At 54.1% G+C, this 24,514-nt stretch carries 18 protein-coding genes, 1 other RNA gene and 1 other annotated feature; of the genes, 2 read left to right on the top strand and 17 right to left on the bottom strand.

Features of this window, described 5'->3' with window-relative positions; genetic code table 11:
* The first annotated feature begins 13 nt into the window (after positions 1 to 13).
* Both NFS35_RS22105 and NFS35_RS22100 read left to right on the top strand, forming a co-directional pair.
* Positions 14 to 556, top strand: a complete 543-nt coding sequence (locus NFS35_RS22105; protein WP_251209228.1) for a hypothetical protein — start codon at positions 14 to 16, stop codon at positions 554 to 556.
* A 37-nt stretch (positions 557 to 593) separates the two neighbouring features.
* Positions 594 to 2,330: a recombinase family protein gene (locus tag NFS35_RS22100; RefSeq protein ID WP_251209227.1), complete on the top strand. Its 1,737-nt coding sequence runs from the start codon at positions 594 to 596 to the stop codon at positions 2,328 to 2,330.
* A 115-nt stretch (positions 2,331 to 2,445) separates the two neighbouring features.
* On the opposite strand, the gene queA is transcribed toward NFS35_RS22100, so the two are convergent.
* The 17 genes from queA to NFS35_RS22015 form a co-directional block, all read right to left on the bottom strand.
* A complete protein-coding gene (gene queA, locus NFS35_RS22095) occupies positions 2,446 to 3,471 on the bottom strand; it encodes a tRNA preQ1(34) S-adenosylmethionine ribosyltransferase-isomerase QueA (protein ID WP_251209261.1) in 1,026 nt (341 codons plus the stop codon).
* A gap of 11 nt (positions 3,472 to 3,482) precedes the next feature.
* Positions 3,483 to 4,904 (bottom strand): aminopeptidase, encoded by a 1,422-nt coding sequence (locus tag NFS35_RS22090; RefSeq protein ID WP_251209226.1) that lies wholly within the window; start codon positions 4,902 to 4,904, stop codon positions 3,483 to 3,485.
* 127 nt (positions 4,905 to 5,031) lie between these two features.
* A complete protein-coding gene (pheT, locus tag NFS35_RS22085) occupies positions 5,032 to 7,461 on the bottom strand; it encodes a phenylalanine--tRNA ligase subunit beta (RefSeq protein ID WP_251209225.1) in 2,430 nt (809 codons plus the stop codon).
* Positions 7,462 to 7,544: 83 nt separating this feature from the next.
* Complete coding sequence (gene pheS / locus NFS35_RS22080; RefSeq protein ID WP_251209224.1) at positions 7,545 to 8,573, bottom strand: phenylalanine--tRNA ligase subunit alpha; 1,029 nt, start codon at positions 8,571 to 8,573, stop codon at positions 7,545 to 7,547.
* A gap of 123 nt (positions 8,574 to 8,696) precedes the next feature.
* Positions 8,697 to 8,968, bottom strand: a binding site (T-box leader).
* Positions 8,969 to 9,198: 230 nt separating this feature from the next.
* Positions 9,199 to 10,569, bottom strand: a complete 1,371-nt coding sequence (locus NFS35_RS22075; protein ID WP_330640409.1) for a hemerythrin domain-containing protein — start codon at positions 10,567 to 10,569, stop codon at positions 9,199 to 9,201.
* Positions 10,570 to 10,617: 48 nt separating this feature from the next.
* Positions 10,618 to 11,454 carry a YihY/virulence factor BrkB family protein gene (locus tag NFS35_RS22070; protein ID WP_251209223.1) on the bottom strand — a complete coding sequence of 279 codons (837 nt, stop codon included), beginning with the start codon at positions 11,452 to 11,454 and terminating at the stop codon, positions 10,618 to 10,620.
* Between the two features lie 9 nt (positions 11,455 to 11,463).
* On the bottom strand, positions 11,464 to 13,422 hold the full coding sequence (locus tag NFS35_RS22065; protein WP_251209222.1) for a SpoIID/LytB domain-containing protein: 1,959 nt from the start codon (positions 13,420 to 13,422) through the stop codon (positions 11,464 to 11,466).
* 91 nt (positions 13,423 to 13,513) lie between these two features.
* A non-coding RNA gene (gene ssrS, locus NFS35_RS22060) (6S RNA) lies at positions 13,514 to 13,717 on the bottom strand.
* A 232-nt stretch (positions 13,718 to 13,949) separates the two neighbouring features.
* Positions 13,950 to 15,647 carry a phosphoenolpyruvate carboxykinase (ATP) gene (locus NFS35_RS22055; protein WP_251209221.1) on the bottom strand — a complete coding sequence of 566 codons (1,698 nt, stop codon included), beginning with the start codon at positions 15,645 to 15,647 and terminating at the stop codon, positions 13,950 to 13,952.
* A gap of 213 nt (positions 15,648 to 15,860) precedes the next feature.
* Positions 15,861 to 17,681, bottom strand: coding sequence for an aminopeptidase P family protein (locus NFS35_RS22050; RefSeq protein ID WP_251209220.1), 1,821 nt, complete (start codon positions 17,679 to 17,681; stop codon positions 15,861 to 15,863).
* A 42-nt stretch (positions 17,682 to 17,723) separates the two neighbouring features.
* The gene (deoC, locus tag NFS35_RS22045; RefSeq protein WP_251209219.1) at positions 17,724 to 18,389 is read right to left on the bottom strand and encodes a deoxyribose-phosphate aldolase; all 666 of its coding nucleotides are present in this window, start codon (positions 18,387 to 18,389) and stop codon (positions 17,724 to 17,726) included.
* Positions 18,390 to 18,416: 27 nt separating this feature from the next.
* Positions 18,417 to 19,190, bottom strand: a complete 774-nt coding sequence (locus NFS35_RS22040) for a LysM peptidoglycan-binding domain-containing protein (RefSeq protein WP_251209218.1) — start codon at positions 19,188 to 19,190, stop codon at positions 18,417 to 18,419.
* A gap of 109 nt (positions 19,191 to 19,299) precedes the next feature.
* Entirely contained in the window at positions 19,300 to 20,808 is a 1,509-nt protein-coding gene (thrC, locus tag NFS35_RS22035; RefSeq protein ID WP_251209217.1) for a threonine synthase, read from the bottom strand.
* Between the two features lie 164 nt (positions 20,809 to 20,972).
* A complete protein-coding gene (locus NFS35_RS22030) occupies positions 20,973 to 21,647 on the bottom strand; it encodes a cell wall hydrolase (protein ID WP_251209216.1) in 675 nt (224 codons plus the stop codon).
* Between the two features lie 164 nt (positions 21,648 to 21,811).
* Positions 21,812 to 22,918, bottom strand: a complete 1,107-nt coding sequence (locus tag NFS35_RS22025; protein WP_251209259.1) for a glycoside hydrolase family 25 protein — start codon at positions 22,916 to 22,918, stop codon at positions 21,812 to 21,814.
* Positions 22,919 to 22,966: 48 nt separating this feature from the next.
* Positions 22,967 to 23,767 (bottom strand): RnfABCDGE type electron transport complex subunit B, encoded by an 801-nt coding sequence (locus NFS35_RS22020; RefSeq protein WP_251209215.1) that lies wholly within the window; start codon positions 23,765 to 23,767, stop codon positions 22,967 to 22,969.
* 157 nt (positions 23,768 to 23,924) lie between these two features.
* The gene (locus NFS35_RS22015; protein WP_251209258.1) at positions 23,925 to 24,509 is read right to left on the bottom strand and encodes an electron transport complex protein RnfA; all 585 of its coding nucleotides are present in this window, start codon (positions 24,507 to 24,509) and stop codon (positions 23,925 to 23,927) included.
* Positions 24,510 to 24,514 lie beyond the last annotated feature (5 nt).

The following is a 24,514-nucleotide window of genomic DNA, read 5'->3' as shown; positions in this document are numbered from 1 at the left end:
ATGGAGGTGGATTATGTTGCCAGATTATATGCGTCCTATTTCTGGAGACGGTACCGGGAATGATATGCGGTGGGATAGCCTCACCCTGGAAGTAGAGTTATATTTGAGAACCGGGAATTACCGCCTGCTCCGGGATGCCCGTGTGCGCCAGGGCCGGTTTGTAGAACTGGAAGGGAATCTCCGTATAGCGCTTGCCTATTACTGCATGGCTTTCTACTCCGACTTAAACGGCTTTGACAGCATAGAACGCCTGCTATATTATCAGCAGGACAATTTCCGCGGCTGGAAATCGACTGCATCTGTGGATGTTGGAATCGTGAACAAAATCTTTGACCTTTGCTGCAGGTGCGGTATATCAGAAAAAGAACTGCTCACCATCTGCCGCAAGGCTTTCATACCTGGCATTTACCAATGCCACCTATTCACAACAAAAGAGTGCCGTGAGCTGCTGCTTATGTCCAGGGATGGGAAGATCGGGGAAATTAACTCCAGGATAAGCCAGGCGGAGGACCGGTTCCTTTCACAGTTCGCTTGCCAGCGGCAGGCTGCAATATAGCCCCCATTTAGGGGCTTTTCTTTTTGGGAGGTATTTCATGGCTTATAAGAAAGTAAAGGCATTGATAGAGCATGGCAAGGCGCGTGTGGCAATATATGTCCGCGTCTCTACCTTGTACCAGATAGACAAAGACTCCCTACCAATGCAGAAAAAAGACTTGATTGCGTATGCGTCCCTTATCTTGGGTACGGATGATTATGTGATATTTGAGGACGCAGGCTACTCCGGGAAGAATACTGACCGGCCAAAATTCCAGGAGATGATGTCCCAGATTCGCCAGGGCGTTTTCACGCACCTGCTTGTCTGGAAGATAGACCGCATCTCCCGGAATCTCCTGGACTTCGCATCCATGTACAATGAGCTGAAAGAGCTGGGGGTCATCTTTGTAAGCAAGAATGAGCAGTTTGATACCTCTACTGCTATGGGAGAGGCCATGCTTAAAATCATCCTGGTATTTGCGGAGCTGGAGCGCAACATGACATCAGAGCGCGTGACCGCTACCATGATTTCCAGGGCGAACAATGGCCTATGGAACGGCGGGCGCGTTCCGTATGGCTATAATTACGACATCCAGACCGGGGAGTTTTCTTTCAATGAATCGGAAAAATCCGTTGTGGAGATGATGCACAACCTTTATGAGGAACACCGCTCCCTTATCCATGTAGCCAGAATCCTTAATGACCGGCAGCTGTTCTCTCGCGCCGGAAATCAATGGTCTGCCGCCACACTCTTAATCATCCTGCGGAACGTATTCTACTGCGGAGATTACCAGTACAACCGCTCAAAGGAAGGAAACCGGAGTAAAAAGAAAAAAGAATCCGAATGGATAACGATTCAAGACCATCACCCGGCGATGATAAGTCGTGAACAAAAAGAGCGCATTATCGCCATTCTGGATTCCCAGGCAGAGCAGTATAAAATCCATCAGAGGAAACATGAGACAAAACACGTTCATGTGTTCGGTGGCCTTATGTATTGTGGTGCCTGTAAAAAGCCCATGAACAGCACTCCTGGTAATATTACAAGGGACGGCTGGAAGTATTCAAAATACTCCTGCTCCACACGCCGGAAATCTCCTACCGCCTGCAACTGTCCTACTATCTCTGATCCGGTCGTTGGAGAGTTTGTATTTAACTATATACTGAATATGCTTAACGCACAGCGTGGCTTTGCGGAAATATCTTCTCCAGAGGAATTGCAGGAGCGTCTCCTTCGCGGCGATACTTTCCTCCAGGTAAAGGGGATTGAACCGGATGGGCTGAATGACCTATACTCCGTCCTTGCATCCGGAAAAGTGTCTGGAGATGTGTATGGGAAGGGAGTTAAAATCAAAAAAGACGAAAAGAGGCAAGCGCAGTCGGAGCTTTCAAAACTCCGGAAGGAAAAGCAGAGGGCAGAACGCGCTCTGGAACGTCTGACAAACTTATACCTTTATTCCGATGACGCGATGTCGGAAAAAGAATATATCATCGAAAAAGAAAAACTTATTGAGGCTCTGGAGGGCATCAATGAGCGGATAGGGATGGCAAACCCGGATGCCTGGAACCAGTCCGTATCCGATGAAATCTTTGTGCAGCGTGCCAGCGAGTTCATCATATCGCAGAACCTATCCGGCAGGAATTATGTCAATTACAAGCGCCTGGCATCGTCCGTGGATGCGGATGTCTTGAAAACATTCCTTCTGGGAATCATTGACAGCATCTCCGTTATGGATGGACGCATCTGCTCTATTGTTTTCAAAAATGGTCTGTCCCATTCTTTCATCTACCGGTGATGATGGGACAAAATACCCCAGGAGCCGCTAAACTCCTGGGGTTTCCTCTGTCCCAAAATTCAAAATCTATTTTCTTCTGGGATTTCCCTTAGTTTACAAAAGCGCGATTTCAATGCTACAACACGAGCATAGCATCCCCGAAACTGAAGAACCGATACCGCTCCCTGACAGCCTCCTCATAAGCCGCCAGCACATGCTCCCGCCCCGCCAGCGCGGACACCAGCATAATCAGCGTGGACTCCGGCAGATGGAAATTGGTGATCAGCGCGTCCAGCGCCTTGAACCGGTATCCCGGGTAGATGAAAATGTCCGTATCCCCGCTGCCCGGGTGCACGATTCCTTCCTCATCCGCCGCGCTCTCGATGGTCCGGCAGCTGGTGGTCCCCACACAGACAATCCTGCTGCCCTCCGCTTTGGTACGGTTGATCAGGTCCGCTGTCTCCCGGGATATCTGATAATGCTCCGAGTGCATGTGATGTTCCAGCACATTCTCCTCTTTCACGGGGCGAAATGTGCCAAGTCCCACATGCAGCGTCACATAGGCAAGCTTTACGCCTTTCGCCTCCAGCTGGCCTAAAAGCGCCTCTGTAAAATGCAGCCCCGCCGTAGGCGCGGCTGCAGAGCCCTCATGCTTTGCATAAACTGTCTGATAGCGGTTTTTATCCTGAAGCTTGCGGGTGATGTATGGCGGCAGCGGCATCTCCCCCAGCCTGTCCAGCACCTCCTCGAATATCCCCTCATAGGTAAAGCGCACCAGGCGGTTGCCCTCCTCCACTGTCTCCAGGATTTCGGCTTTCAGCAGGCCGTCCCCAAAGGAAAGCTTCGTGCCCGGGCGGCATTTCTTTCCGGGCCGCGCCAGCGTCTCCCACACATCGCCGCTCTTTCGCTTTAGCAGAAGCAGCTCCACATGGGCGCCGGTGCCCTCCCTCTCGCCCAAAAGCCTTGCCGGGATGACCTTGGTATTGTTCAGCACAAGGCAGTCTCCCGGGCGCAGGAAGTCCGCGATTTCCCGGAACACATGATGGGAAACTGCCCCGGAGCGTCTGTCCAGCACCAGGAGTCTGGAGGAGGTTCTCTCCTCCAGAGGGTCCTGTGCGATCAGCTCCTCAGGCAGTTCAAAATAGAAGTCAGATTTCAGCATTCCGCCGCTCATTACATCCCTGCCCCCTCCGCGAACACGATGTAGCCGCGGTATGTCTCATATACGTCAGCCTTGCTGGTGGCCTCCCAGGGCGCATGCATGTTCAGCACCGGCACGCCGCTGTCGATTACGTTCATGCCGTACTCGGCCAGGATGTATGCGATGGTCCCGCCGCCGCCTACATCTACCTTGCCCAGCTCCGCGGTCTGGTAGACGATGCCCTTTTCATCCAGAATCCTGCGCAGATACGCGATGTATTCCGCGTTGGCGTCATTGGAGCCGCCCTTTCCTCTGGAACCTGTGAACTTATTGAAGACCATTCCCTGGCCTACAAAAGCGGAATTCTTCTTCTCAAAGCAGGACGCGTAGGCGGGGTCGAAGCCTGCGCTGACATCGGAGGAAAGCATGCAGCTGCGTGCCAGGCATCTCCTCAGGTTCAGCTCGCTGTACTCGCCGGTGAGGTTCATCAGCTCCGCCACCGCGTTCTCGAAAAATCTGGACTGCATGCCCGTAGCGCCTACGGAACCGATTTCCTCCTTGTCCACCAGAATGCAGCACAGGGTCTTTTCAATTTTCCCTACGTCCAGCATGGCGCGCATGGAAGTGAACGCGCAGACTCTGTCGTCCTGTCCATAGCCCAGAATCATGCTGCGGTCGAAGCCCACTTCCCTTGTCTTGCCCGCGGGCACGATTTCCAGCTCCGCGGAGAGGAAATCCTCCTCTTCCATGTCATAGGACGCTTTCAGGATGTCAAGGATGCCGGCCTTGATGGCTTCCTTGGCTTTTTCCTTGTTCCCGTCCTTCTCCTTCTCTTCCCCTGAAAGCACGATGGGCTTGCTGCCGATGATCAGGTCAAGGGCTTCCCCTTCGATGACCTTGGAGGCCTTTTTCTCCATTTGCTCTCCCGCCAGATGAACCAGCAGATCCGATATGAAGAAGACGGGGTCATCATCATTCTCGCCGATGCTCATCTCGATGGTGGTGCCGTCTTTCTTTACCACCACGCCGTGCAGCGCCAGGGGCAGCGCGACCCACTGATACTTCTTTACGCCGCCGTAATAGTGAGTGTCCAGATACGCGAAGCCGCCCTCCTCATACAGGGGATTCTGCTTGACGTCGATTCTGGGGCTGTCGATATGGGCGCCCAGGATGTTCATGCCCCCGGTCATGGGCTTCTCGCCGATCTGGAACATGGCGATGGACTTATTCATGCATACGCTGTAGACCTTGTCCCCTTTCTGCAGCTTCCTGCCTTCCTGAACCAGACTCTCCAGCTCCTGATAGCCCTCCGCCTCGATGGTGTTCACGATGGTGTCGATGCACTCACGCTCGGTCTTGCCGTTGTCCAGGAACTCCCTGTACTCCTGATTCAGCTTTTCCAGCTTCTCAAGCTGCGCCGCGTCATAGGTCTCCCACGTCACTTTTCTTTCCATTTCTTTATTCCTTTCTCGCTTTTCCGATTTTGTGGCAAATCTCTTCCCACAAGATACTTATATTGTAGCATACTTTCCGATTTATGGGAACTCCCCGCAGGGCAAAAGATTGTCCCGCGGGCAGGCTTTACTGCCGCAGTTCGATTCCCATCTGCTCTAAACCGTTCAGAATCTTCTTCATGACGGCATTGACGTCATTGTCCTCCAAAGTCCTGTCTTTAGCCCGGAAAGTGATGGAATAGGCCACCGATTTATATCCGGCCTTAATCTGCGCTCCCTCGTAGATATCGAAGAGCTGATAGGACTCCAGAAGCTTCCCGCCCCTCTGGGCAATCACTTTCTCAATGTCGCCTGCCAGAATCTCTTTCGGCACCACCATGCTGATGTCGCGGGTCACAGCAGGATACTTGGCTATCCCCTCGTACTTCCTGTCGAAAGTAGTAAAAGGAATCACCTCCGGCATATCCAGCACCGCCACATAGGCCTTTGCGCCAATCTCATAGTTGTCCAGCACCTCGGGATGGACTTCGCCCAGATAGCCTACGGTGGTGCCCTCATACTGAATCAGCGCCTGGCGGCCCGGGTGCAGGAACGGCTTCCCGGCGTTCGGATCGTATGCCGGCTTTTTCTTCATGCCTGTGCTGATGAAGAACTCTTCCACCACGCCTTTCATGGTGAAGAAATCCCCTTCCCCATAAAAGCCCAATGTCAGCTGCATCCGCTCCTCGGGCAGCTCCTCAAGGGGCAGACCCCCCGGCAGATAGATATTGCCCAGCTCATAGAGCCTGACATTTTTATTCCTGCGGTTGTAATTGGTGGCCAGGCTGGTCAGCATCCCATGCAGGGAAATCGTCCGCATGACGGAGAAATCCTCTCCCAGCGGATTGGAGATTGTCACGGTCCGGCGCAGCTTATCCTCTGCGGGAATCAACAGCTTGTCGAAGACTTTGGGACTCTCGAAAGAATAGTTCATCCCCTGGGAGAAGCCGCAGTACTCCGCGATGTCCCTTGCCTTCTGCTCAATGCGCAGCTTGTAGGATAGCTTGCCGGCGGTGGCCTCCCCGGAGGGCAGCGTGGTGGGAATCTTGTCGTAGCCATAGAACCTGGCCGCTTCCTCCGCCATATCCGCATCGCAGTTCAAATCCTGACGGAAATACGGTATCACCAGCTCGGTGGCGCCCTCCTGGTTCTTCACGGCCTCGATTTCCAGGCGGGCGAACATCTCCAGCATATCCGTCTCCTCAATGTCCGTCCCCAGAAGCGCATTATATTTCTCAGGGCGGAAAGGCAGCACCTTTTTTCCTGCCATGGGCTGGGCCACGTCCACCACGCCGCCTACCACTTCCCCGCAGCCCAGCTCCTCAATCAACTGGCAGGCGCGGTTGATGGCGTCCAACGCGTTGTGGGTCTCCAGACCTTTCTCGAATTTGCCGGAAGAATCCGTGCGCAGACCGATTCTCTTGGCAGACTTTCTGATATTGGGGCCGTTGAAGATGGCTGCCTCGAACAGGACGGTCTGCACCTTGTCGGTAATCTTGCTGTTCTCGCCGCCCATGATGCCGCCGATGGCCACTTCCTTTTCCGCGTCGCAGATCATCAGCACTTCGCTGTCCAGCTTCCGCATCTGGCCGTCCAGGGTCTGGAACTCATCTCCGTCCTTAGCCCGGCGGACAATGATTTTGTGCCCTGCGATGGTGTCCAGGTCAAAGGCGTGCATGGGCTGGCCGTATTCCTCCATCACGTAATTGGTGATATCCACCAGATTGTTGATGGGGCGGATGCCGCTGGCTGCAAGGCGCCTCTGCATCCACTTGGGGGAGGGGCCGATTTTGATGTTCTTGCATACTCTTGCGCAATATCTGGGGCAGAGGTCGGGATCGCGTACTTCTACGCTGATGTAGTCATGCACATCCTCTCCGTTGCCGGTCTCCTTCACCGCGGGCGGAAGGAAAGGCTTCCTGAAAGTAGCCGCCGCCTCCCTGGCCACGCCCAGCACGCTGTAGCAGTCTACCCGGTTGCTGGTGATTTCATATTCAAAAACGGTATCGTGCAGCCCCAAAAGCTCCACGGCATCAGCGCCCACCCGGGCGTCCTCTCCGAAGATATAGATTCCGTTCTCCGGCGCTTCCGGGTACATGTTCCGGTCGGAGCCCAGCTCCTCGATGGAGCACATCATGCCGTTGGAGGGCACGCCCCGCAGCTTGCCGGCCTTAATCCTGATGCCCTCCTCCGGCAGCGGACCGCCGTCGTGGCCTCCCGCCACCTTTCCGCCGTCTAAGACCACGGGCACCTTGTCGCCTGTCTTTACGTTGGGGGCGCCGGTGACAATCTGGATGGTCTCCCCGCCGATGTCCACCTGGCAGACAATGAGCTTATCCGCGTCGGGATGGCGCTCAATGGACAGAATCTGCCCCACCACGATTTTCTCCAGGTTCTTATCTCTCCTCTCGAAGCCCTCCACTTTCGTGCCGGACAGGGTCATCGCGTCGCAGTACTCCTGATCCGTGCATTCCAGTTCGGGCACATATGCCTTAATCCATGACAATGCTGTATTCATGTCTTTTTCCCTTTCTCAATATATTCAGTATTTCGTTTTATTTTATGCGTTTTAATATTTATCCGGGACATCCTGTTTTCGCCCTAGAACTGCCTCAGGAATCGGATATCGTTCTCGTAGAGCAGACGCATGTCGTCAATCTCGTACTTCAGCAGAGCGATGCGCTCCAGTCCCATGCCAAATGCAAAGCCTGTATACTCCTCAGGATCGATATTGCTCATCTCCAGCACATGGGGATGCACCATGCCGCAGCCCAAAATCTCAATCCAGCCGCTGCCCTTGCAGAACCGGCAGCCCTTGCCTCCGCATTTGAAGCAGGTCACGTCCATCTCCGCGCTGGGCTCCGTGAACGGGAAATGGTGGGGCCGGAATTTTACTTTCGTCTCCTCCCCGAACAGCGCTTTCGCGAATTCCGCCAGCGTCCCTTTCAGATCCGCGAAAGTGATATGCTTATCAATGACCAGCCCCTCAATCTGGTGGAAAGACGGGGAATGGGTGGCATCCACTTCGTCCGAGCGGAACACTCTGCCCGGCGCAATCATGCGGATGGGCAGCCTGCCCTTTTCCATCTCATGAACCTGCACGCCGGATGTCTGGGTGCGCAACAGGATATCTCCTGTAGCGCTTGCCACATAAAAGGTGTCCTGCTCATCCTTGGCCGGATGGTCCGCGGGAATGTTCAGCGCCTCGAAGTTATAGTAATCCTTTTCCACCTCCGGGCCTTCCACCACCTCATATCCCATGCCGACGAAGATTCGCTCCACTTCCTCCAGAGCGATGGTATTGGGATGTCTGTGGCCCAGTTCCGCCCTGCTGGCGGGAAGCGTCACATCGATGACCTCGGCCTTCATTTTGGCTTCCCTGACGGCCTTTTCAATCCTTGCCCTGCTCTCCTCCAGAACCTTTTCGATTTCGGCCCTGGCCTCATTCACCATCTGGCCTACTTTGGGGCGCTCCTCCGGCGCCACGTCCCGCATAGCTTTAAGCAGGTCGGTAAGCTCGCCTTTCTTGCCCAGGATACTTACCTTGAGTTCATTCAATTTGTCGGCGGAATCACAGTTTTTTATCTGTGAGAGCGCCCTTTCCCTGATTTGTTCCAGTTTTTCTTTCATCTTTTCCTCCTGTTCCTGTTTCCGTAACTGTCCGGCAATCCACGCCGTCTATGGCAGTCAGTGCTCCTGCCGGAAACTGCGGATTTCCACAAAAAATCCCCTGCAGTTTCCGAATACAAAACTGCAAGGGACGAAATATATTTCCGCGGTACCACCCTGCTTCCGGCATCCTGTCCTGTACAGAACACCGGCTCTCATTTGCGCGTAACGAGCGCCCCACGTCCTGGCTTACTGGCTTATCGCGGATATATTGACGATATATCCGCAATCCGCGTTCTGTCAGGCAGCTCCGGCGGGAAATTCACGATTCCTCTGAACTTAAGGAAGTTTCCACCCGATGACTTCCTCTCTCTGTAAGAAAAGCAACCGCTACTTGGCACCATCTATGCCTTTCAAATGCCTTATTAGTTCTTAATCATACTGTCTTCCCGCCAAAATGTCAAGGGAAATCCGGCACTTTTTTGGGAAGACATTTTTACATTATACTGCATGGTCTTACTCTTTCAGCGCTCTTTCGAAGCCGGGAATGCCCCCGGGAACGTAAGCTCTGCCCGTCCGGCGCCTCTTCCCATCCGATATAGGACACATAATAACCCGGAGCGGAAATCCTTACAAGTTTGACAAATCACCTCGCGGCCTTCTCGAAATAGGCCTTGATATTCTGCTTGATTTCTTCCGACTTCAGGGATTTGGGCAGATAGCCTGCGGGCTTCAGGTCCACTACCTTTCTGACGCTCTCCCTGTCCGTTCTGCTGGTGAGGAAAATGACAGGCGTGTCAGCCAGCTCCTCCTCTGCCCGAATCATCTCCAGCACCTGCTTTCCATCGCAGACTGGCATCTCATAATCTAACAGGACCAGATCCGGCTTATCCAGCGTCATGCTCCTGATTGCCGCCACGCCGGACTTAGCCAGCGCAACTGCATAGTCCTTACCCAGCAGCTCTTTCATGGCCTGCTGCATGACAAGGGAATCGTCTACCACGAGAATCTTCTTTTTCTCCGCCATATCCTGGGTCTCAAGATACTTTTTGATCTCCTCCATAGCATTCTCCGCCCTGATGGATGCCGCGCCGGTCCCCTCTACAGGCAGCGTCACTTCTTCGGTGAGCAGATGGGGCGCCGACACGCAAAAAGCGAAATATCCCTCTCCTGTATTGAACAGCAGGCTGCACTGGGAATCCCTTTTTGCAAATGCCCGCTCAAACTGATCATAGTTCAGCAGATTCTCATCCAAAACATCGAACTGACTCGCGAACGGGAAATGCTCCTTGACGCGGTCCACGAACTGCCTTGCCGTATACCGGGTGGCATTCATCATCATGACATCTACGCCCCTGGTCTCGGAGCCTATCATCTTGCCGATTGTATTGACAATCAGCTGCTCCTCGAACACCAGGAAAAACTCCCACCGCTCCCCTTTCTCCGTCCCATACATCAGCCTGTAGTAGAATCCTTTCCCGAACTTCTCCCCCCCATAGCTTTCACTGATGACCCTGGCATCCAGCTCGAACATTTCCCGGAGCTGCCCGATAATGAATTTCTTCATGGCTTCCTGCTTTTCAAAGGGAAGCAGATTCTCCCATTTGCTCTCCACCTGCCCTACGATTGCACGGTCCTCCGTCAATGTATGGCCGATGAGCCATCCGGCGCATACTCCCAGGAAATGCTTCACCGCTTCCTCAGAATAGTAGGACTCCGCGAGTTCTTTCTCTATCTCGGGAAGCGTCTTACGCCGGAATGTGTCATGGAGATGCCTGTGCCTGTCGTATCCCTCATAATTGATGGACGCCATATAGACTTCCTCTTCCGCAAAATGCTTCATAGCATGCCCCTTGAAGAACTTAATGCCCTCCTGGTAGGCCCATTGGCTCTTGCTGTCATTGCCATCGTAAGCAAACAGCTTATTCACAATGCTGAAAAGTTTCCTGTGCTCTCTGTCAATGAAATCCACGCCAATATTGAATCTGTCCTGCCACTCCACTCGATTATGTATCATCTTATGCCTCCTTGATTTTTATATCGTCAACCCCCCTTCGGGAAAGAATCAATCGCGGTCTCTGTTTACCAACGCTTTGTTCACCGGCGCGAAATACCTGTTCAGATAAGCGCCAATCATTATAATATACATACAGAAATACATCCACAGCAACACGATGATGATGATGGACAGGCTGCCATAAATGCCGTAAGAGTTGCCATAGGTCACATAGTAGGAAAAGGCCCAAGAAAAGACACTCCATACCACGGCGGAAAAGACCGCTCCCGGAATCTGTTCCCGGAAAGCCAGCTTCTTGTCCGGCACATACGCGTATACAGCGGCAAACAGCACGGAAAGCACTGCCCACACAAAAATAAATCTGAAATTCATGATAAAGGATACCAGCTGTTTCAGCTGGGGAATGCGGTGCAGCATCAGGTTCACCAGCTGGTCGCCGAACACCATGAGGAACAGGGAGAGCACCATCACAATCAGCATCACTATGGTATAAAAGGACGCAATCACCCGCACCACGAAATAATTTCTGTTTTCCTCCACGCCATTGATGGCATTCAGGCCCCGCATCAGCGCCATGACGCCCTTGGAAGCTGACCACAAGGTGGCAATCAGCGCAATGGACAGCACTCCCGCCGAATTTTTATAAATGTCCGAAATCAGACTTTCTGCCAGTCCGTCCACCTGATCCGGCGTCAGATCCGTCACCGCCTCCACCAGGTTCTCCTCTGTCAGGGGCGTGTAGGGGATGATCGTGCACACCATAATCAGCATGGGCACGATGGAAAGGAAGAAGAAAAAGGCCGTGCTGGCAGCAAAAGTGCTGATATTCTGTTTCTTCATCTTTGCGGAAAAATCCAACAGGATATTAAAAAGCTGGCAGGTCATGGCGCACTCCTACTCATATACATTTTTGATGTCACAGTTTTCGTAAAAATACAGCAAAATATCCATCGCAGAGTATCCGCTCTCCGCCATGTCCCTGGCGCCGTTCTGGCTCATGCCCACTCCGTGGCCGAACCCACCGCCATACAGATTATATCCTACCACATTTTCGTCCTTTATGCTAGTCATAATCACAAAAAAACCGCTGGGCAGCAAATTCATGCCCGCAACCTCGCTGCCGTCCTGCAGAACCACTTTCGAAGAGCTGTCGTTCAGCACGGCCCGTATGTAATGCTCGGATATGACCTTTATCTTCTGCGAACCGGCTTCTATCACAAGCTCATCGGCCACCCCGCCGCTGCCCCGCTTTTCAATATATATGTCAGTAATCTCGGAAAGGGATTCTATGGGTTCGCTGACATATGCCCCGTCTTTCCAGGTGAGGATAAGGCTGCTGCCTGCCGCGTAGCGCTGCTGCAGAACCTCCAGCATGTGCTCCCTGTCGATTTCCTCCACCTGGCAGCTCCATCGGTACCAGTTCTCCGCCGCCTCGAAATCATCCGGATTCTTACCGGTGATGAACGCGGCAAAAGCCTCCTCATCCCGCAGCTCCTCCCCCAAAGTCTCCACAGGCAGCGCAGCGCCGCCGCTCATGGCCTCCACCGCTGCCGTCATGGCCGTTTTACTTAAAGGCTTGGCCTTCAGATATTCAAGCGTCGGCGCGCCGGCGGTCTTCCATACATTCGCGTCGCTTCCCACGCCGCAGGAGGTGGAGTAATAGAATGTCTCCGCCAGTTCGCCGTCCCCTGAATACAAAAGCTGTCCATAGGTCTCTTTCACGGCAGTAGTGGTGCTCTCCTGCTCCAGGATATTATTGTACACCTGATAAGAGGTGCTGTCGTCCACATGTGCGCCATACTGCGGGTATCCCGCATGCTCCATGCGCCCATAGGCATAGGTCCTGGCACAGATTGCCTGGGCTTTCAGAGCCTCCGCCGGATACCCGCCCGGCATCTCGCTGGGCACCACGCTGTAGAGATATTCCTCCAGCAGCACTTCATTTATCACTACAATACCGTCTTTCGTCCGCAGGAGCTCTATCTGCCCCCTGTAGGCAGGAGTGCCCTGGCTGCGGCTGCAGCTCTCCAGGACAATCTTCCCCGTCAGCACATCCGGCACGATCCGGACGCGTTCAGAGACAAAATAGGGGCTTTCATCCCCGAAGTTAAGCGTCTCCCATGCCGAATGGCTCTCCTGCCGCATACTGCCGTAATCCCCGTAAATCACGGTATAGTCCACATCGCAGGTAATTGCCGGTTCCTCGTGGAAAATGCCCTGATAGTCAGCATTTTCCAGAAGGACCCGTATGTACTCCATGACCTCCTCCTTCACCATGAGAATGCCGCAGATCTCTCCCTCTTCCACACAGAAATCCGTATAATCATAGCCGAAATACAAATCACTCGCCGTACACATCTCCAGACTGTCGAACAGTCGATAGCCCTTGTAATCCTCTGCCAGAGGCAGCCTGCCGTAGCCCTCTACCTCTATCCAGCCGTCATCCGCGCTTAGCACTTTTCCGTTGATTTTCTCCCTCTTGGCGCTCACCGAGGTCACCGCGCCGTCCGTCAGCACCACATCCGCCACCTGCTCCCGCAGGGACAAATCGGGCCGCATCGCCCCGCCGTCTTCCTCTGTCCCCCATGGATAGCTCTCGGAGACGCCGTCCCTGAAAACCAGGATTCCCTCTTCGTCTGCCTCCATGATCCACACATTCGCAAATGTCTGCACTACGGGTACATGGGGCATGGGCGCAGGTTCCGTCTCCTTTTCTTCTCCCCCTCCATGCAACAGCATCGTCACCAATCTGCCAACCAGCAATAACACCAACAGCAAAAAGCCCAGCAGGCAGATCATGGCTTTCAGCTGCAGCCTCTGTGATCTGTTCCAGTTCTGTCTGTCTCTGTCCAAATTCCCTCCCAAACGTCTCCGCAATTTTTTGTATCGTAACTCAGGCACTCAAAAGAGCAGCCCCGCGAAGGACTGCCCTCTTCTTCTGTAACGGATGCCCAAAATGCCGCCTCCTGCTCTCTGACTCCTAGCAATGCTAGGTGGGTAACCGCAACCAGAGCTTTTGCCTTCCCTTCCAATCCTCCCTGGAAAATCCAGACAGTGAGGGCTTGACAGCCACTCGGCAATATAGGAATCCCGTTTAAAGTAATGTAGGTTCAAAATAAACAGAAGTTATCGCACATCTCAGGCAAGTTCCCATCAAAGAATCTAATACAGATTCCATTATCCAAGTGCTATGATAAAACCCAAAGCAGATTCTGTTATCTAAAAGGTATTATAACAAAAACCTCTGTGAAATACAACTAAAACTTTTGCCAAAATCTTGAAAATTAATTGCAGATTCACCAACCTTCGACAAAAGCACAAAAAGGACGGCAGGCAAAAGCCCACCGCCCCGTACAATACTTTTAATACACTTCACATTCTTATAAGCTTGCAGCCTCGTTCACAATCTTCTTAAGGGCCTCTAGAGCCTCCTCAGGCAGCTTGTCGTAGCCTTCCTTCTTGGTAGCGAAGCCTTCCACAGCGTCCACACGGTTCTGCATCGCGTTCTGCAGAGCCTTTATATAGTCGCCGTCCTTAAGGTCAGGCGCAAAGCCTTCCCAATCCATGATCTCGATGTCCTCGAAAGGTCCCCACTGCCTGAAGGTTGCTTTCTTCTCCACGATGGTCTCCAGGATGCCAAGGGTATCTGCAGGCTTTACCTTCTTGCCCATGAAGTCGCCGGTGTTGATGATGTAGCAGTCAACGTTCTTCTCGGCAACCAGCTTCTTGAACTTCTCATAGTCATTTACCAGAGGATAGGTCCTGAACGGGTTAGCGTAAGGAACGATACGAAGCGCGTTCATATCGGTACCTGCTGCCACGCGCTCTGCGGTGGATGTCTTGGTAGCCAGGGTAGCGCCCATGACGGATGCCAGCGCGGCGCCCTTCAGCTTCACTACAGGCGGGATGGTGGGATCCTTCATAATCCAGAAAATCGCGTTCACGGGAGCGTCAATCTTGTCCACGCGGTTAGGGCTCCACAGCTTGGACTTGATGGCGCGGCCGTTGCCGTTCCTAATGTCCTCGGTGACCAGCTGCACCTTGCCGTCCTCGTCCAGGGTAGCGGAGCAGTTCTGGGCGGTGAGCAGGAAGGTGTTGTCAGGGCAGCCTGTGGGATAATCGGCCGTCTTGTCGAAGTAGGTAGGCTCCAGGGCTACGGAAGAGCAGGTGTCGGTGTTGATGATGAAAGCATCGTCATGCAGCACCTTAATCTCGTACTTGCCGCCGTGCTTCGCATGGGTCAGGGTGGACTTGCCGGATCCTGACAGGCCGTATACGGAAGCAACGAACTTGCTGCCGTCAGCCAGCAGATACTCCTTCTGTCCGCCGTGGCAGGAAGCGTAGCCGTTCCTGTTGGCCAGGGCCCAGGCCATGGTCAATGTGCCCTTCTTGTGCTCGCCGAAGTACTTCATGCCCAGGATAGCGGCACAGTTCTGGTTGGTGTCGAAGTAGCACAGGGTCAGGTCGTCGCTCAAGCAGCTGTAGTCCACGTCGGGGCTGGGGGTAGGTGCCCACTGGGGATCGGAGAAGATATAGATATCCGGCTCCTTGCCGCCGCCGATGGGCTGGGACTCCTTGTACATAGCCACATACTTGTCGGACATGTACTGGAAGTTCAGCATCCAGTTGTACAGGAGGTTCTCCTCTCCTTCGGGAATCAGCAGATGAGCCTTTGCCATGAACTCGGGATCCAGGCCGATATAGCACTCCGCATGGTACAGAGTCTTAAAGCGGGTCTTGTAGATAGCGTCCATGACCACCTTGTCAAGCTTCCCTTCGTCCACGCCGGGCTCGCCCTTGATGCGGCGCGCCTGAGCATAACGTCCGGTCACTGCGCCGTCATTGAACAGCAGAACTTTCGCGTCTCTCTCCAGGCCGATTTCTTCCGCACGGTAAACCGGCATATCGGTAACGATGGTTCCGGGAGAATTCTTGGCCATCTCATATGCTTCCTTCAGGGTGTTCACCTTTACTACGTTGTTGCCGTAGAAAGCGCCCTCGATGATGGAACGTGTCTTGCTGAAACCGGGCTTGCCTGCCCCGATCTCAGAAATGGGGTAATACGCTTTTGTTGACATTGGTATCGTCCTCCTTGAAATTGTATTTCCTACTCTCCCGCCGGAAGTGCCGGGAGGTGATCGGTTTCCTTATGGGCGATTCCCCTCCGGCTCCCGGAGGCAAATCACCCTATCGGATTCATTATCTCAAAACTGTTTCCAAAAGTCAAGAAACCGATAACAGATTTTATAACGATTTAATAAACCAGTCCCGCCAGGGCTTCCGCCCTCAGCCTAGTTCTTCAAAATGACCGTCCCGTCCGCCCGGGTCTCCTTCAGCAGCCATGCCTTCTCCTCATCGTCCAGGTAAGGAGACAGCTTCTCGTACACTTCCCTCTGGTACTTGTACAGGAAAGCCCTCTGGGTCTCGGTCATATACTTCTCGTCGATGGCCTCCATGTCGATCGGCACCCAGGTCAGGGTCTCGAAGTGCATGAACTGGCCGTACTCGTTCTTCACGTCGTTCTTCGCCACCATCACGTTCTCAATCCTGATGCCGTGGCTGCCCTCCACATAGATGCCCGGCTCATTGGTGACATCCATGCCTTCCTCGATCACAGCCTCCGGACGTCCCTCCACATACTGCCAGGACAGCCCCTGGGGGCCCTCATGTACGTTCAGGATATAGCCCACGCCGTGCCCGGTGCCGCATTTATAGTCCAACCCCATATTCCAGACGGGCTGCCTTGCCAGGATGTCCAGATTCCGCCCCGTGCATCCGTGGAGCCATCTGGCATTGGTCATCTGCAGCATGCCCGCCGCCACTGCCGTGTAATGCCTCTTGATTTCATCGGAAACGGGTCCCAGCACGATCGTCCTGGTCACGTCCGTGGTAGCGCCCAGATACTGCCCGCCGGAATCCACCAGGAACAGCCCCTCCGGCGCAAGCACCGCGTGGCTCTCCGGTGTGGCCTCGTAATGCATCATGGCCGCGTTGGCTTTATAGCCGCCGATGGTGGGGAAGGACAGCCCCAGGAATTCCGGTATCTCCCTGCGGAATTCCTCCAGCTTGTCCGCCGCCGTAATCTCGGTAATCTCCGTCTTCCCGATGTTCTTCTTCAGCCAGTGGATGAACTTCGTCAGGGCCAGGCTGTCCTTTAAGTACATCTTCTCCATATTGGCCAGCTCTACGGGATTCTTGATGGCCTTCAGGAGCTCTGTGGGGTTCTTTTTCTCTACCAGAGTCTGCTTTTCCGCCACCGTCTTGTACAGGCCATAACTGCAGTGGCGCTCGTCCACCAGAACCTTCCCCTCCCCGGAAAGGGCCTTCAGATATTCCACTACATCCCCGTATTCTTCCACCTCTATGCCCTTGGCGGCCAGATAAGCGGTGACCCCCTCGTCCAGCGCGCTCTTCCGGATGAACAGGACTGTGCGGTCTTTCGTCAGATATCCGTAGGACATGGCCACGGGATTGCACTCCACGTCGCAGCCCCTGATATTGAAGAGCCACATCAGATCGTCCAGCTTTGTCAGGAGGAATGCGTCCGCGCCCTCTTTCTCCAGCTTCTCCAGGACCTGGCCCCGCTTCTCTTCAAAACTCTTTCCGGCGATCTGCTCGTCCAGCACGGTCACCTTCCCCGCCGGGAACGCCGGTCTGTCCGTCCAGATCCCCTCTGCCAGATCCTTGTCATATACGATGGAAATCTGCTTGTCGGCGAATTTTTTCTCATACTCTTTTCCGGACTGGGCAGGAATCACCCTGCCGTCAAAGCCCAGGGTCTGGCCCTGCTTCATATTCTGCTCCAGGAATTCCGTGATTGTCGGAACGCCCTCCTCCCGCATGCGGTACAGGGTGACCGAGGTACCCTCCAGCTCCTTCTCCGCCTGGATAAAGTATCTGCCGTCCGTCCACAGGCCCGCGCCCTCCTGCCATATCACCAGGGTGCCGTTGGATCCTGAAAAATTACAGAAATACTCCCTCACCTTAAAGTAATCGCTCACATACTCAGAATTGTGGAAGTCCGCCGTGGGTATCATATAATAATCGATGCCCGCGGCCCTCATCGCTTCTCTGAGCGCCTGCAAACGATTCTGAATCACTTGATTCTCCATTTTTCCATCCTCCTGTATCCATGATTATCTATTGAAATTTTATCAATATCCTTCTACAGCCTGCCCCCTGCACAGTCCAACCGCCCTGGAGGTGCCGATTCTGTCACACCCCAGATTGATGAACATCTCCAGATCCGCCAAAGTGGACACGCCTCCTGCGGCCTTGATTTTTACATCCGGCCCGATATGTTTTCGGAAAAGCTCCACGTCCTCTCTGGTGGCCCCGCCTGTGCCGAAGCCAGTGGATGTCTTGATGTAGTCCGCCCCCGCGCCTGTGACGGCCCTGCACATGGCAATCTTCTCTTCTTCCGTAAGGTAGCAGGTCTCTATGATGACCTTCAGGACATGCTCCCCGCAGGCTTCCTTCAGAGTGCGGATTTCCGTCTCTACCTTGTCGAAATCTCCATTCTTCACATCCCCGATATTGACCACCATGTCGATTTCATTGCAGCCCTCCGAAAGCGCCTGCCGCACCTCGGCCAGCTTGGCCTCCGTGGCGCTGTAGCCCAGCGGGAACCCCACCACTGTGCAGATGTTTATCCTCTCTCCGTAAGTATCGTGAATCCGCTTCACATAAGACGGCGGGACGCATACGCTGGCCGTATGACAGGCAATGGCCTCGTCGCAGAGTCTGCGGATATCCTCCCATGTAGCGAAAGCTTTCAGCTGTGTATGGTCTACTTTACCCAGCATTTCTTCTATTGTCATTTCATTCCTCCAAAATTAGCCTCTGTATTATTGATATGTAATCCGCAGTTCTGTCCCTGTCAGAATCAGATTCGGATCGTCCCCTATGACATCCCTGTTTTCCTCATAGAGAATTATCCAGTCCGCTCCCCTGCCAAGCTTCTCTTCGGCAATGTCCCACAGACAGTCTCCTCCCTGCACGATATAGCGCTCCGGTGGGTCAGCCTCTCCCTGCTCCGCCTCTTCCATCCTGCGGCGTTTCAGCAAATCCGCCAGCGCATCGGCCCATTCCGCCAGTTCAGGATGGTTTTCAAGAACTTCAAGATACCGTCCCTCCACGTCCACCATCCTGCCCATGTACTCATCCGTCCAGGCGACCTGCGTGACCTCATCCTCCAGAGCCGCGGATTCCGAGCCGGTGCAATCCTCCCATCCGTTTTTTCCCTTGCAGAGCACATAGGTCGTGGCCCCCGGTATGGCGGCCTCCATGTCTTCCACGACCAAATCGTATTCCACCCAGACCAGCCAGCAGTCGCCTGTCTCAAGATGATAAGCGTCCGTCCGGATGATATCATACCGCTCCAGGCCGCATTCCTTTGCCCATTTCCCCAATGTCTTTTCCGCATAAGGGTTTTCCATGGCAATCAGAGTCCCGGCCCGCTCCCAGTCCCCCTCCGAGCACGCCTCATAATATTCTCTGAGCAGATTTTCCACTTCCGTCCGCTCCTGTCCATGCCGATCCTGCGCCAAAGCGGACTGGCCGGGGACCGTCAGGCCAAGCAGAAGCGCACAGCCTAAAAACAGGCACCTTTTCTTCACCATTTCCTCCTGACCTCCGGCTATCCTACATAACGCCGGAATTTACCGTACTGCACTGGTTAAACGTATCGGGCTGGCGTTATGTAGTCAGATTACTGGGAAAATTTATCTGTTAAGCAGTATAAATCCCCAGGAACTCCTTCACCGCGTCCTTCATCTGCCAGGCCTCGCACACCTTTTTATGGAGCACCGCCGCAGTGCGGATTTCCTCCACAGCCCGGGGCACTTTCACGCCGGACAGCGCGGAAAGCTCATCCGCCAACGCGAAGTCCTCCTTTGCCTCATCTCCCCGGCCTGTGGCAGTGCCCAGGGCATCCATGACGCTCCTGGTGAACTTATAGGGGCTGGCGGTGGACGCAATGACTGTCTTCGCCTTGTCTCCCGTCTCCTGGGCGTATTTCCCGTACACTGCGGAGGCCACGGCCGTATGGGTATCGATTACGTATCCGTAATCTTCGTAAAGCCTGCGGATTTCTGCCGCCGTTTCCTCCTCTGTGGCATAATTCCCGTAAAAGTCGGAAAGCGCCTCTTTCATCTCCTCCGTGACTTCATATCTTCCCTGGCCCCCAAGCGCCGCCATCAGTTCGCGGTTCCTGTCCGCGTCATTCCCGGCGGCGCGGTAGATCAGCCGCTCCAGATTGCTGGAAATCAGGATGTCCATGGAGGGCGAAGTGGTCAACCGGAACTCCCTGTTCCTGTCATAGGCCCCTGTCCGGAAGAAATCGTAGAGCACTTTGTTTTCGTTGGAGGCGCAGATCAGCTTCCCGATGGGCAGTCCCATGTTCTTTGCATAGAACGCCGCAAGGATATTGCCGAAATTGCCGGTAGGCACTGCCACATTGACGGTCTCGCCCTCCGCGATTTCACCGTCCCGGAGAAGCTTTCCATAGGCATAAACGTAATAACAGATCTGGGGTACCAGTCTGCCGATATTGATGGAGTTCGCCGAGGAGAACTGGAACCCTTTCTCCGCCATCTCCTGAGCCAGTTCCCTGTCCGCGAAAATCTGCTTCACACCGCTCTGGGCGTCGTCAAAGTTGCCGCGGATGCCCACTACCAGCGTGTTGTCCCCTTTCTGGGTCACCATCTGCTTCTCCTGGATGACGCTGACGCCGTCCTTTGGATAGAACACTACAATCCTCGTCCCCTCCACGCCCGCAAAGCCGGCCAATGCCGCCTTGCCGGTGTCGCCGGAAGTGGCGGTCAGGATGACAATCTCATTTTTCACGTCATTCTTGCGGGCCGCTGTAATCATCAGATGGGGCAGGATGGACAACGCCATATCCTTGAAAGCGATGGTGGGGCCGTGGAACAGCTCCAGATAGTATGCCTCCCCCGCTTTTTTCAGAGGCACGATTTCCTCCGTATCAAATTTCGCGTCATAAGCCCGCTCGATGCAGTCTTTCAGCTCCTCCTCCGTAAAATCCGTCAGATAAAGCTTCATCACTTCATAGGCTGTCTGCCTGTAGTCCATCTGAGCCAGTTCTTTCAGACTTTTGTCCAGGGACGGGATATGGTCCGGCACAAAGAGCCCTCCGTCCTCTGAAAGGCCTTTCAGAATCGCCCGGGAGGCCTTTAGCGAGATGCCTCCGGTTCTTGTGCTGTTATATAATACTTCCATGTATGCTACCTGTTTTATCCTTTCCTCTTCTTCTGAATCCTTGTCTCTTCCTAACCTAATATAGCATTTTTTGCTGTGCATTTCCAGCCTTATCTGCATAAAATTTGGGACAGCCGCATCAAATATCTGCCGCGGCTGTCCCCACACATTCCTGTTCATAATTTCTACTTAAAAAATTCATGTCCCCCATGTACGAACAGATAAGTCAGCTTCTCGTCAAACCATTTCAGCTTGCTGCTGTCCGCATACTTCCGCGCCACGAAATACAGCGCCCCCTGGGAAATGTCCTCTCCCATCAGTGCGCGTCCCACGGCGCTGACCGTCTCCTCGCTGACTTTCACCCGGTAATAGCTGCCGTTCGCCACCGGAGAAAACTGCGATACCCCTTTCTCCTTCTGCAGCACCACCCCGGTCACTGTATCCGGGAATATATCCGCGTTCATCCGGTTCAGCACCACATTGGCCACCAGCAGCTTTCCATCCTCGTCCTCGTTTCCCGCCTCCGCCTCCACGATTCTGAGCAGCGCGTCCAGCTCCTCGTCCGGTAAATCGTAGACCAGTGTATGTTCTATCACACCATAGTCCACCACCCGTTGTCCGGACACCGCCACATCAACGATTCCAAGGCCTTTCTCCGGATTCCCCGGATCCTGTTTCGCATCCGTGGCAGCCCGCTCTTCCATGGCTTTCGCCTTTTCCTCCAGCTCAGCCAGTTCCAGCTTCAGCATCATCACCGGCTCGGAATCCAGCCGTATTCTGTCCATGCTCTTTACGCACAGGAAGCTGGCCATGAACAGGAAGCTTCCCGCCACCAGCAGACTCAACGCTTTCTTATACATACCCTCAAGTCCTTTCCCATCTCAGGAACCATCTGGTTCCCTGCTTCGTCTCAAAAATGCCTGTCCGATATATCAATATATGAGACAACTTTTCAAAATAGATCTGTTGTCCGGCAAAATCTTGCGAATATTGGGAAAAATCCGGGTAATCCTTACATAAAAGGCTACTTCTCCGAATAATTGACAAAGCTGATATTCATATCCACATATCCCGTAATACCGTCCACAAAGCCCTCATAGCTGTACTGCCACATGGAGAACTTATAGGGATAATCCGGGATGTCAGCCGCCTGGGAGAGCCACACGTCGTACGCCGTCAGCTTGGACATGTCAATCTCCTTGATCAGCCACTCCTTGTTGCCGTACAGCAGCGTCTTATAGCCCGCGGCGGTAATCGTGTCCATGAAAGTCTTGGCGATGGTGGTCTTCTCATCCCGGGTCAGGATTTCCGTTCTGGCTGCGTCATTGTCCACCAGTTCCATGTCAAAGGCCACCGGGTAGCTGATCGCGTAATCCCTCAGGTTCTCGATGACCATATTCGCCTCCTCTACGGCCTCCGCCTCGGAGATGGCCTGAGAGTAAAAGTAGACGCCAACAGCCAGCCCCGCGTCCGTGGCCCGCTTGATATTGTCATGAAAATATTCGTCCAGAATCAGCTGTCCTGTTCCATAGCCCCTTGCGCCCAGACGAATCATGACAAAATCGATTCCGGCCTTTTTCACCTTCACGAAATCCACATAATCCTGAAATTTCGAGATATCCACTCCCACATAGGAGACCTGTTTGCCGTTCTCATAATATTTCATCAGATCCGACTGGCAGACCAGCTTCGTAAAGTCATATTCATGCTTGGGCAGATAAGGACTGATCAGGACCCACTCCTCCTTTCCGTCCGCGTACTGTACCAGCGTATGCTTTCCGTCCGTGGACGGGTCGTCCTCCGGAGCAGCCGTCTCCTCAGGCTCCTCCGTAGGTTCAGGCGTCGCTGTCTCCTCGGGATACATATCCCAGAAATCGAAGTCATCCGGGTGCAGCCCACTTCCGCTCACCAGCTCGTCTGTCTCCGGATATAAAATGACAGGGGACGCGGCCTCCTGTATGGCCTGGGCGGAATCCGCCTGCTGTGAGCCCTTTGCGGTCTGGGTGCTCTTCGGCTTATGATTCAAAAACAATACCATCACCAGAATCAGCGCCACGAACAGCGTCACCGCCAGTATGGACATGACCACCGTAGGAGCCAGACTGGAATGATCGTCAAAATCTTCCGGCATCTTCACTGGCCTCGCCTCCTTTCTGAAAACAAATCAATATCATACGTTCTACCGTCTCGCTATGATACATTTCTTCGGGCACTTCTCCACACAGGTTCCGCAGCCCGTACATTTCTCCTGATCGATGGCGGCATGGAAGTCCTTTACCTCCACAGCCTGGGCAGGACAGTTCCTGGCGCAGAGTCCGCAGCCGATGCAGCCCGCCTGACAGACTTTCATGGTCACGGGCCCCTTGTCCGAGGAGCTGCAGGCCACTGCGTATTTCGCGTCATAGGGAACCAGAGAAATCAGATGCTTGGGACAGGCCTCCACGCACTTCCCACAGGCCTTGCAGGCCTCTTTGTCCACCACTGCCACGCCGTTTACTACATGAATGGCGTCAAACGGGCAGGCCTTTACGCAGGAGCCGAAGCCAAGGCAGCCGCTGTTGCAGGCTTTCGGCCCGCCGCCTGGCACGAAGCCCGCCATCCGGCAGTCCTGGGCACCGTAATAGTCATAGTCCTGCTTCGCTTTCTCACAGTCTCCCATGCAGGCCACGAACGCCGTCTTTCTCTCCGAGGCGCCCGCTTCCACTCCCATGATGGCCGCAATCTTCTCTCCCACCGGGGCTCCGCCTACGGGACAGGCGTTCACAGGGGCCTCCCCTTTCGCTATGGCGGAGGCCAGGCCGCTGCAGCCCGCGTAGCCGCAGCCGCCGCAGTTGTTGCCCGGCAGCGCGGCCAGCACCGCCTCCTCTTTCTCGTCAACTTCTACTCTGAACTTGATACCCGCGACTCCCAAAAAGAGTCCTACGAAGATTCCTACCACGCCCACTACGGCGGTGGCAGTCAATACTCCAGTTATGCTCATGGTCTATCTCCTTATTTTATACTGTTTAACAGTTTAAATTTCCGAGTAACCCGACTGCATAACGCCAGTCATATACTTTTAGCCAACTGGCGTTATGTAGTATCATCCAATTCCGCATCCGTCCATCCTGCCCCCGGGTGCGGCAGAGGACTGATGCCTACAATAAGCCTGAAAATCCGCAGAAAGCAATCGCCATCAGTCCTGCCGTCAGCAGCACCACAGGCATGCCCCTGAAAGATTCGGGAATATCGTTGTACTCCAGCTTCTCGCGGATTCCGGCCAGAATCACGATGGCAATGGTGAAGCCCACCGCCGTGGCAAATCCGTTCACGATACCGGCCAGGATGCCGTACTCTTTCTGCACGTTGGTAATCGCCACGCCCAGCACGGCGCAGTTCGTTGTAATCAGGGGCAGATACACGCCCAGGGCCTCGTAGAGCGCCGGCATGGCCTTGCGCAGGAACATCTCCACGAACTGCACCAGCGCGGCAATTACCAGAATGAATACAATCGTCTCCAGATACTCCACATGGAACCTGACCAGCACGGCGCGGTAGATTACGCCCGCCACCGCGCTGGCAAGGGTGATGACGAAGATGACCGCCGCTCCCATGCCCGCCGCCGTGTTGGTCTTGCGGGACACGCCCAGGAAAGGGCACAGCCCCAAAAACTGGCTGAGAACCACATTGCTCACCAAAGAGGATCCAATCAAAATGACAAGCAGCTCTTTTACATTCTCCATTCCCA

This window comes from Acetatifactor aquisgranensis (assembly GCF_943193215.1).
Taxonomy (GTDB): Bacteria; Bacillota; Clostridia; order Lachnospirales; family Lachnospiraceae; genus Acetatifactor; species Acetatifactor aquisgranensis.
The sequence above is the reverse complement of the archived record's forward strand: the minus strand, read 5'-3'. Positions and strand labels throughout refer to the sequence as shown.

Coding starts and splice junctions, on each gene's coding strand:
- NFS35_RS22025 (WP_251209259.1), bottom strand. CDS start 22,918: ATGCCGGAAGATTTTGACGATCATTCCAGTCTGGCTCCTACGGTGGTC.
- NFS35_RS22015 (WP_251209258.1), bottom strand. CDS start 24,509: ATGGAGAATGTAAAAGAGCTGCTTGTCATTTTGATTGGATCCTCTTTG.
- NFS35_RS22050 (WP_251209220.1), bottom strand. CDS start 17,681: ATGGAGAATCAAGTGATTCAGAATCGTTTGCAGGCGCTCAGAGAAGCG.
- queA (WP_251209261.1), bottom strand. CDS start 3,471: ATGCTGAAATCTGACTTCTATTTTGAACTGCCTGAGGAGCTGATCGCA.
- NFS35_RS22055 (WP_251209221.1), bottom strand. CDS start 15,647: ATGTCAACAAAAGCGTATTACCCCATTTCTGAGATCGGGGCAGGCAAG.
- NFS35_RS22020 (WP_251209215.1), bottom strand. CDS start 23,767: ATGAGCATAACTGGAGTATTGACTGCCACCGCCGTAGTGGGCGTGGTA.
- NFS35_RS22075 (WP_330640409.1), bottom strand. CDS start 10,569: ATGATACATAATCGAGTGGAGTGGCAGGACAGATTCAATATTGGCGTG.
- NFS35_RS22040 (WP_251209218.1), bottom strand. CDS start 19,190: ATGGTGAAGAAAAGGTGCCTGTTTTTAGGCTGTGCGCTTCTGCTTGGC.
- pheT (WP_251209225.1), bottom strand. CDS start 7,461: ATGAATACAGCATTGTCATGGATTAAGGCATATGTGCCCGAACTGGAA.
- deoC (WP_251209219.1), bottom strand. CDS start 18,389: ATGACAATAGAAGAAATGCTGGGTAAAGTAGACCATACACAGCTGAAA.
- NFS35_RS22090 (WP_251209226.1), bottom strand. CDS start 4,904: ATGGAAAGAAAAGTGACGTGGGAGACCTATGACGCGGCGCAGCTTGAG.
- thrC (WP_251209217.1), bottom strand. CDS start 20,808: ATGGAAGTATTATATAACAGCACAAGAACCGGAGGCATCTCGCTAAAG.
- NFS35_RS22100 (WP_251209227.1), top strand. CDS start 594: ATGGCTTATAAGAAAGTAAAGGCATTGATAGAGCATGGCAAGGCGCGT.
- NFS35_RS22030 (WP_251209216.1), bottom strand. CDS start 21,647: ATGTATAAGAAAGCGTTGAGTCTGCTGGTGGCGGGAAGCTTCCTGTTC.
- NFS35_RS22105 (WP_251209228.1), top strand. CDS start 14: ATGTTGCCAGATTATATGCGTCCTATTTCTGGAGACGGTACCGGGAAT.
- pheS (WP_251209224.1), bottom strand. CDS start 8,573: ATGAAAGAAAAACTGGAACAAATCAGGGAAAGGGCGCTCTCACAGATA.
- NFS35_RS22070 (WP_251209223.1), bottom strand. CDS start 11,454: ATGACCTGCCAGCTTTTTAATATCCTGTTGGATTTTTCCGCAAAGATG.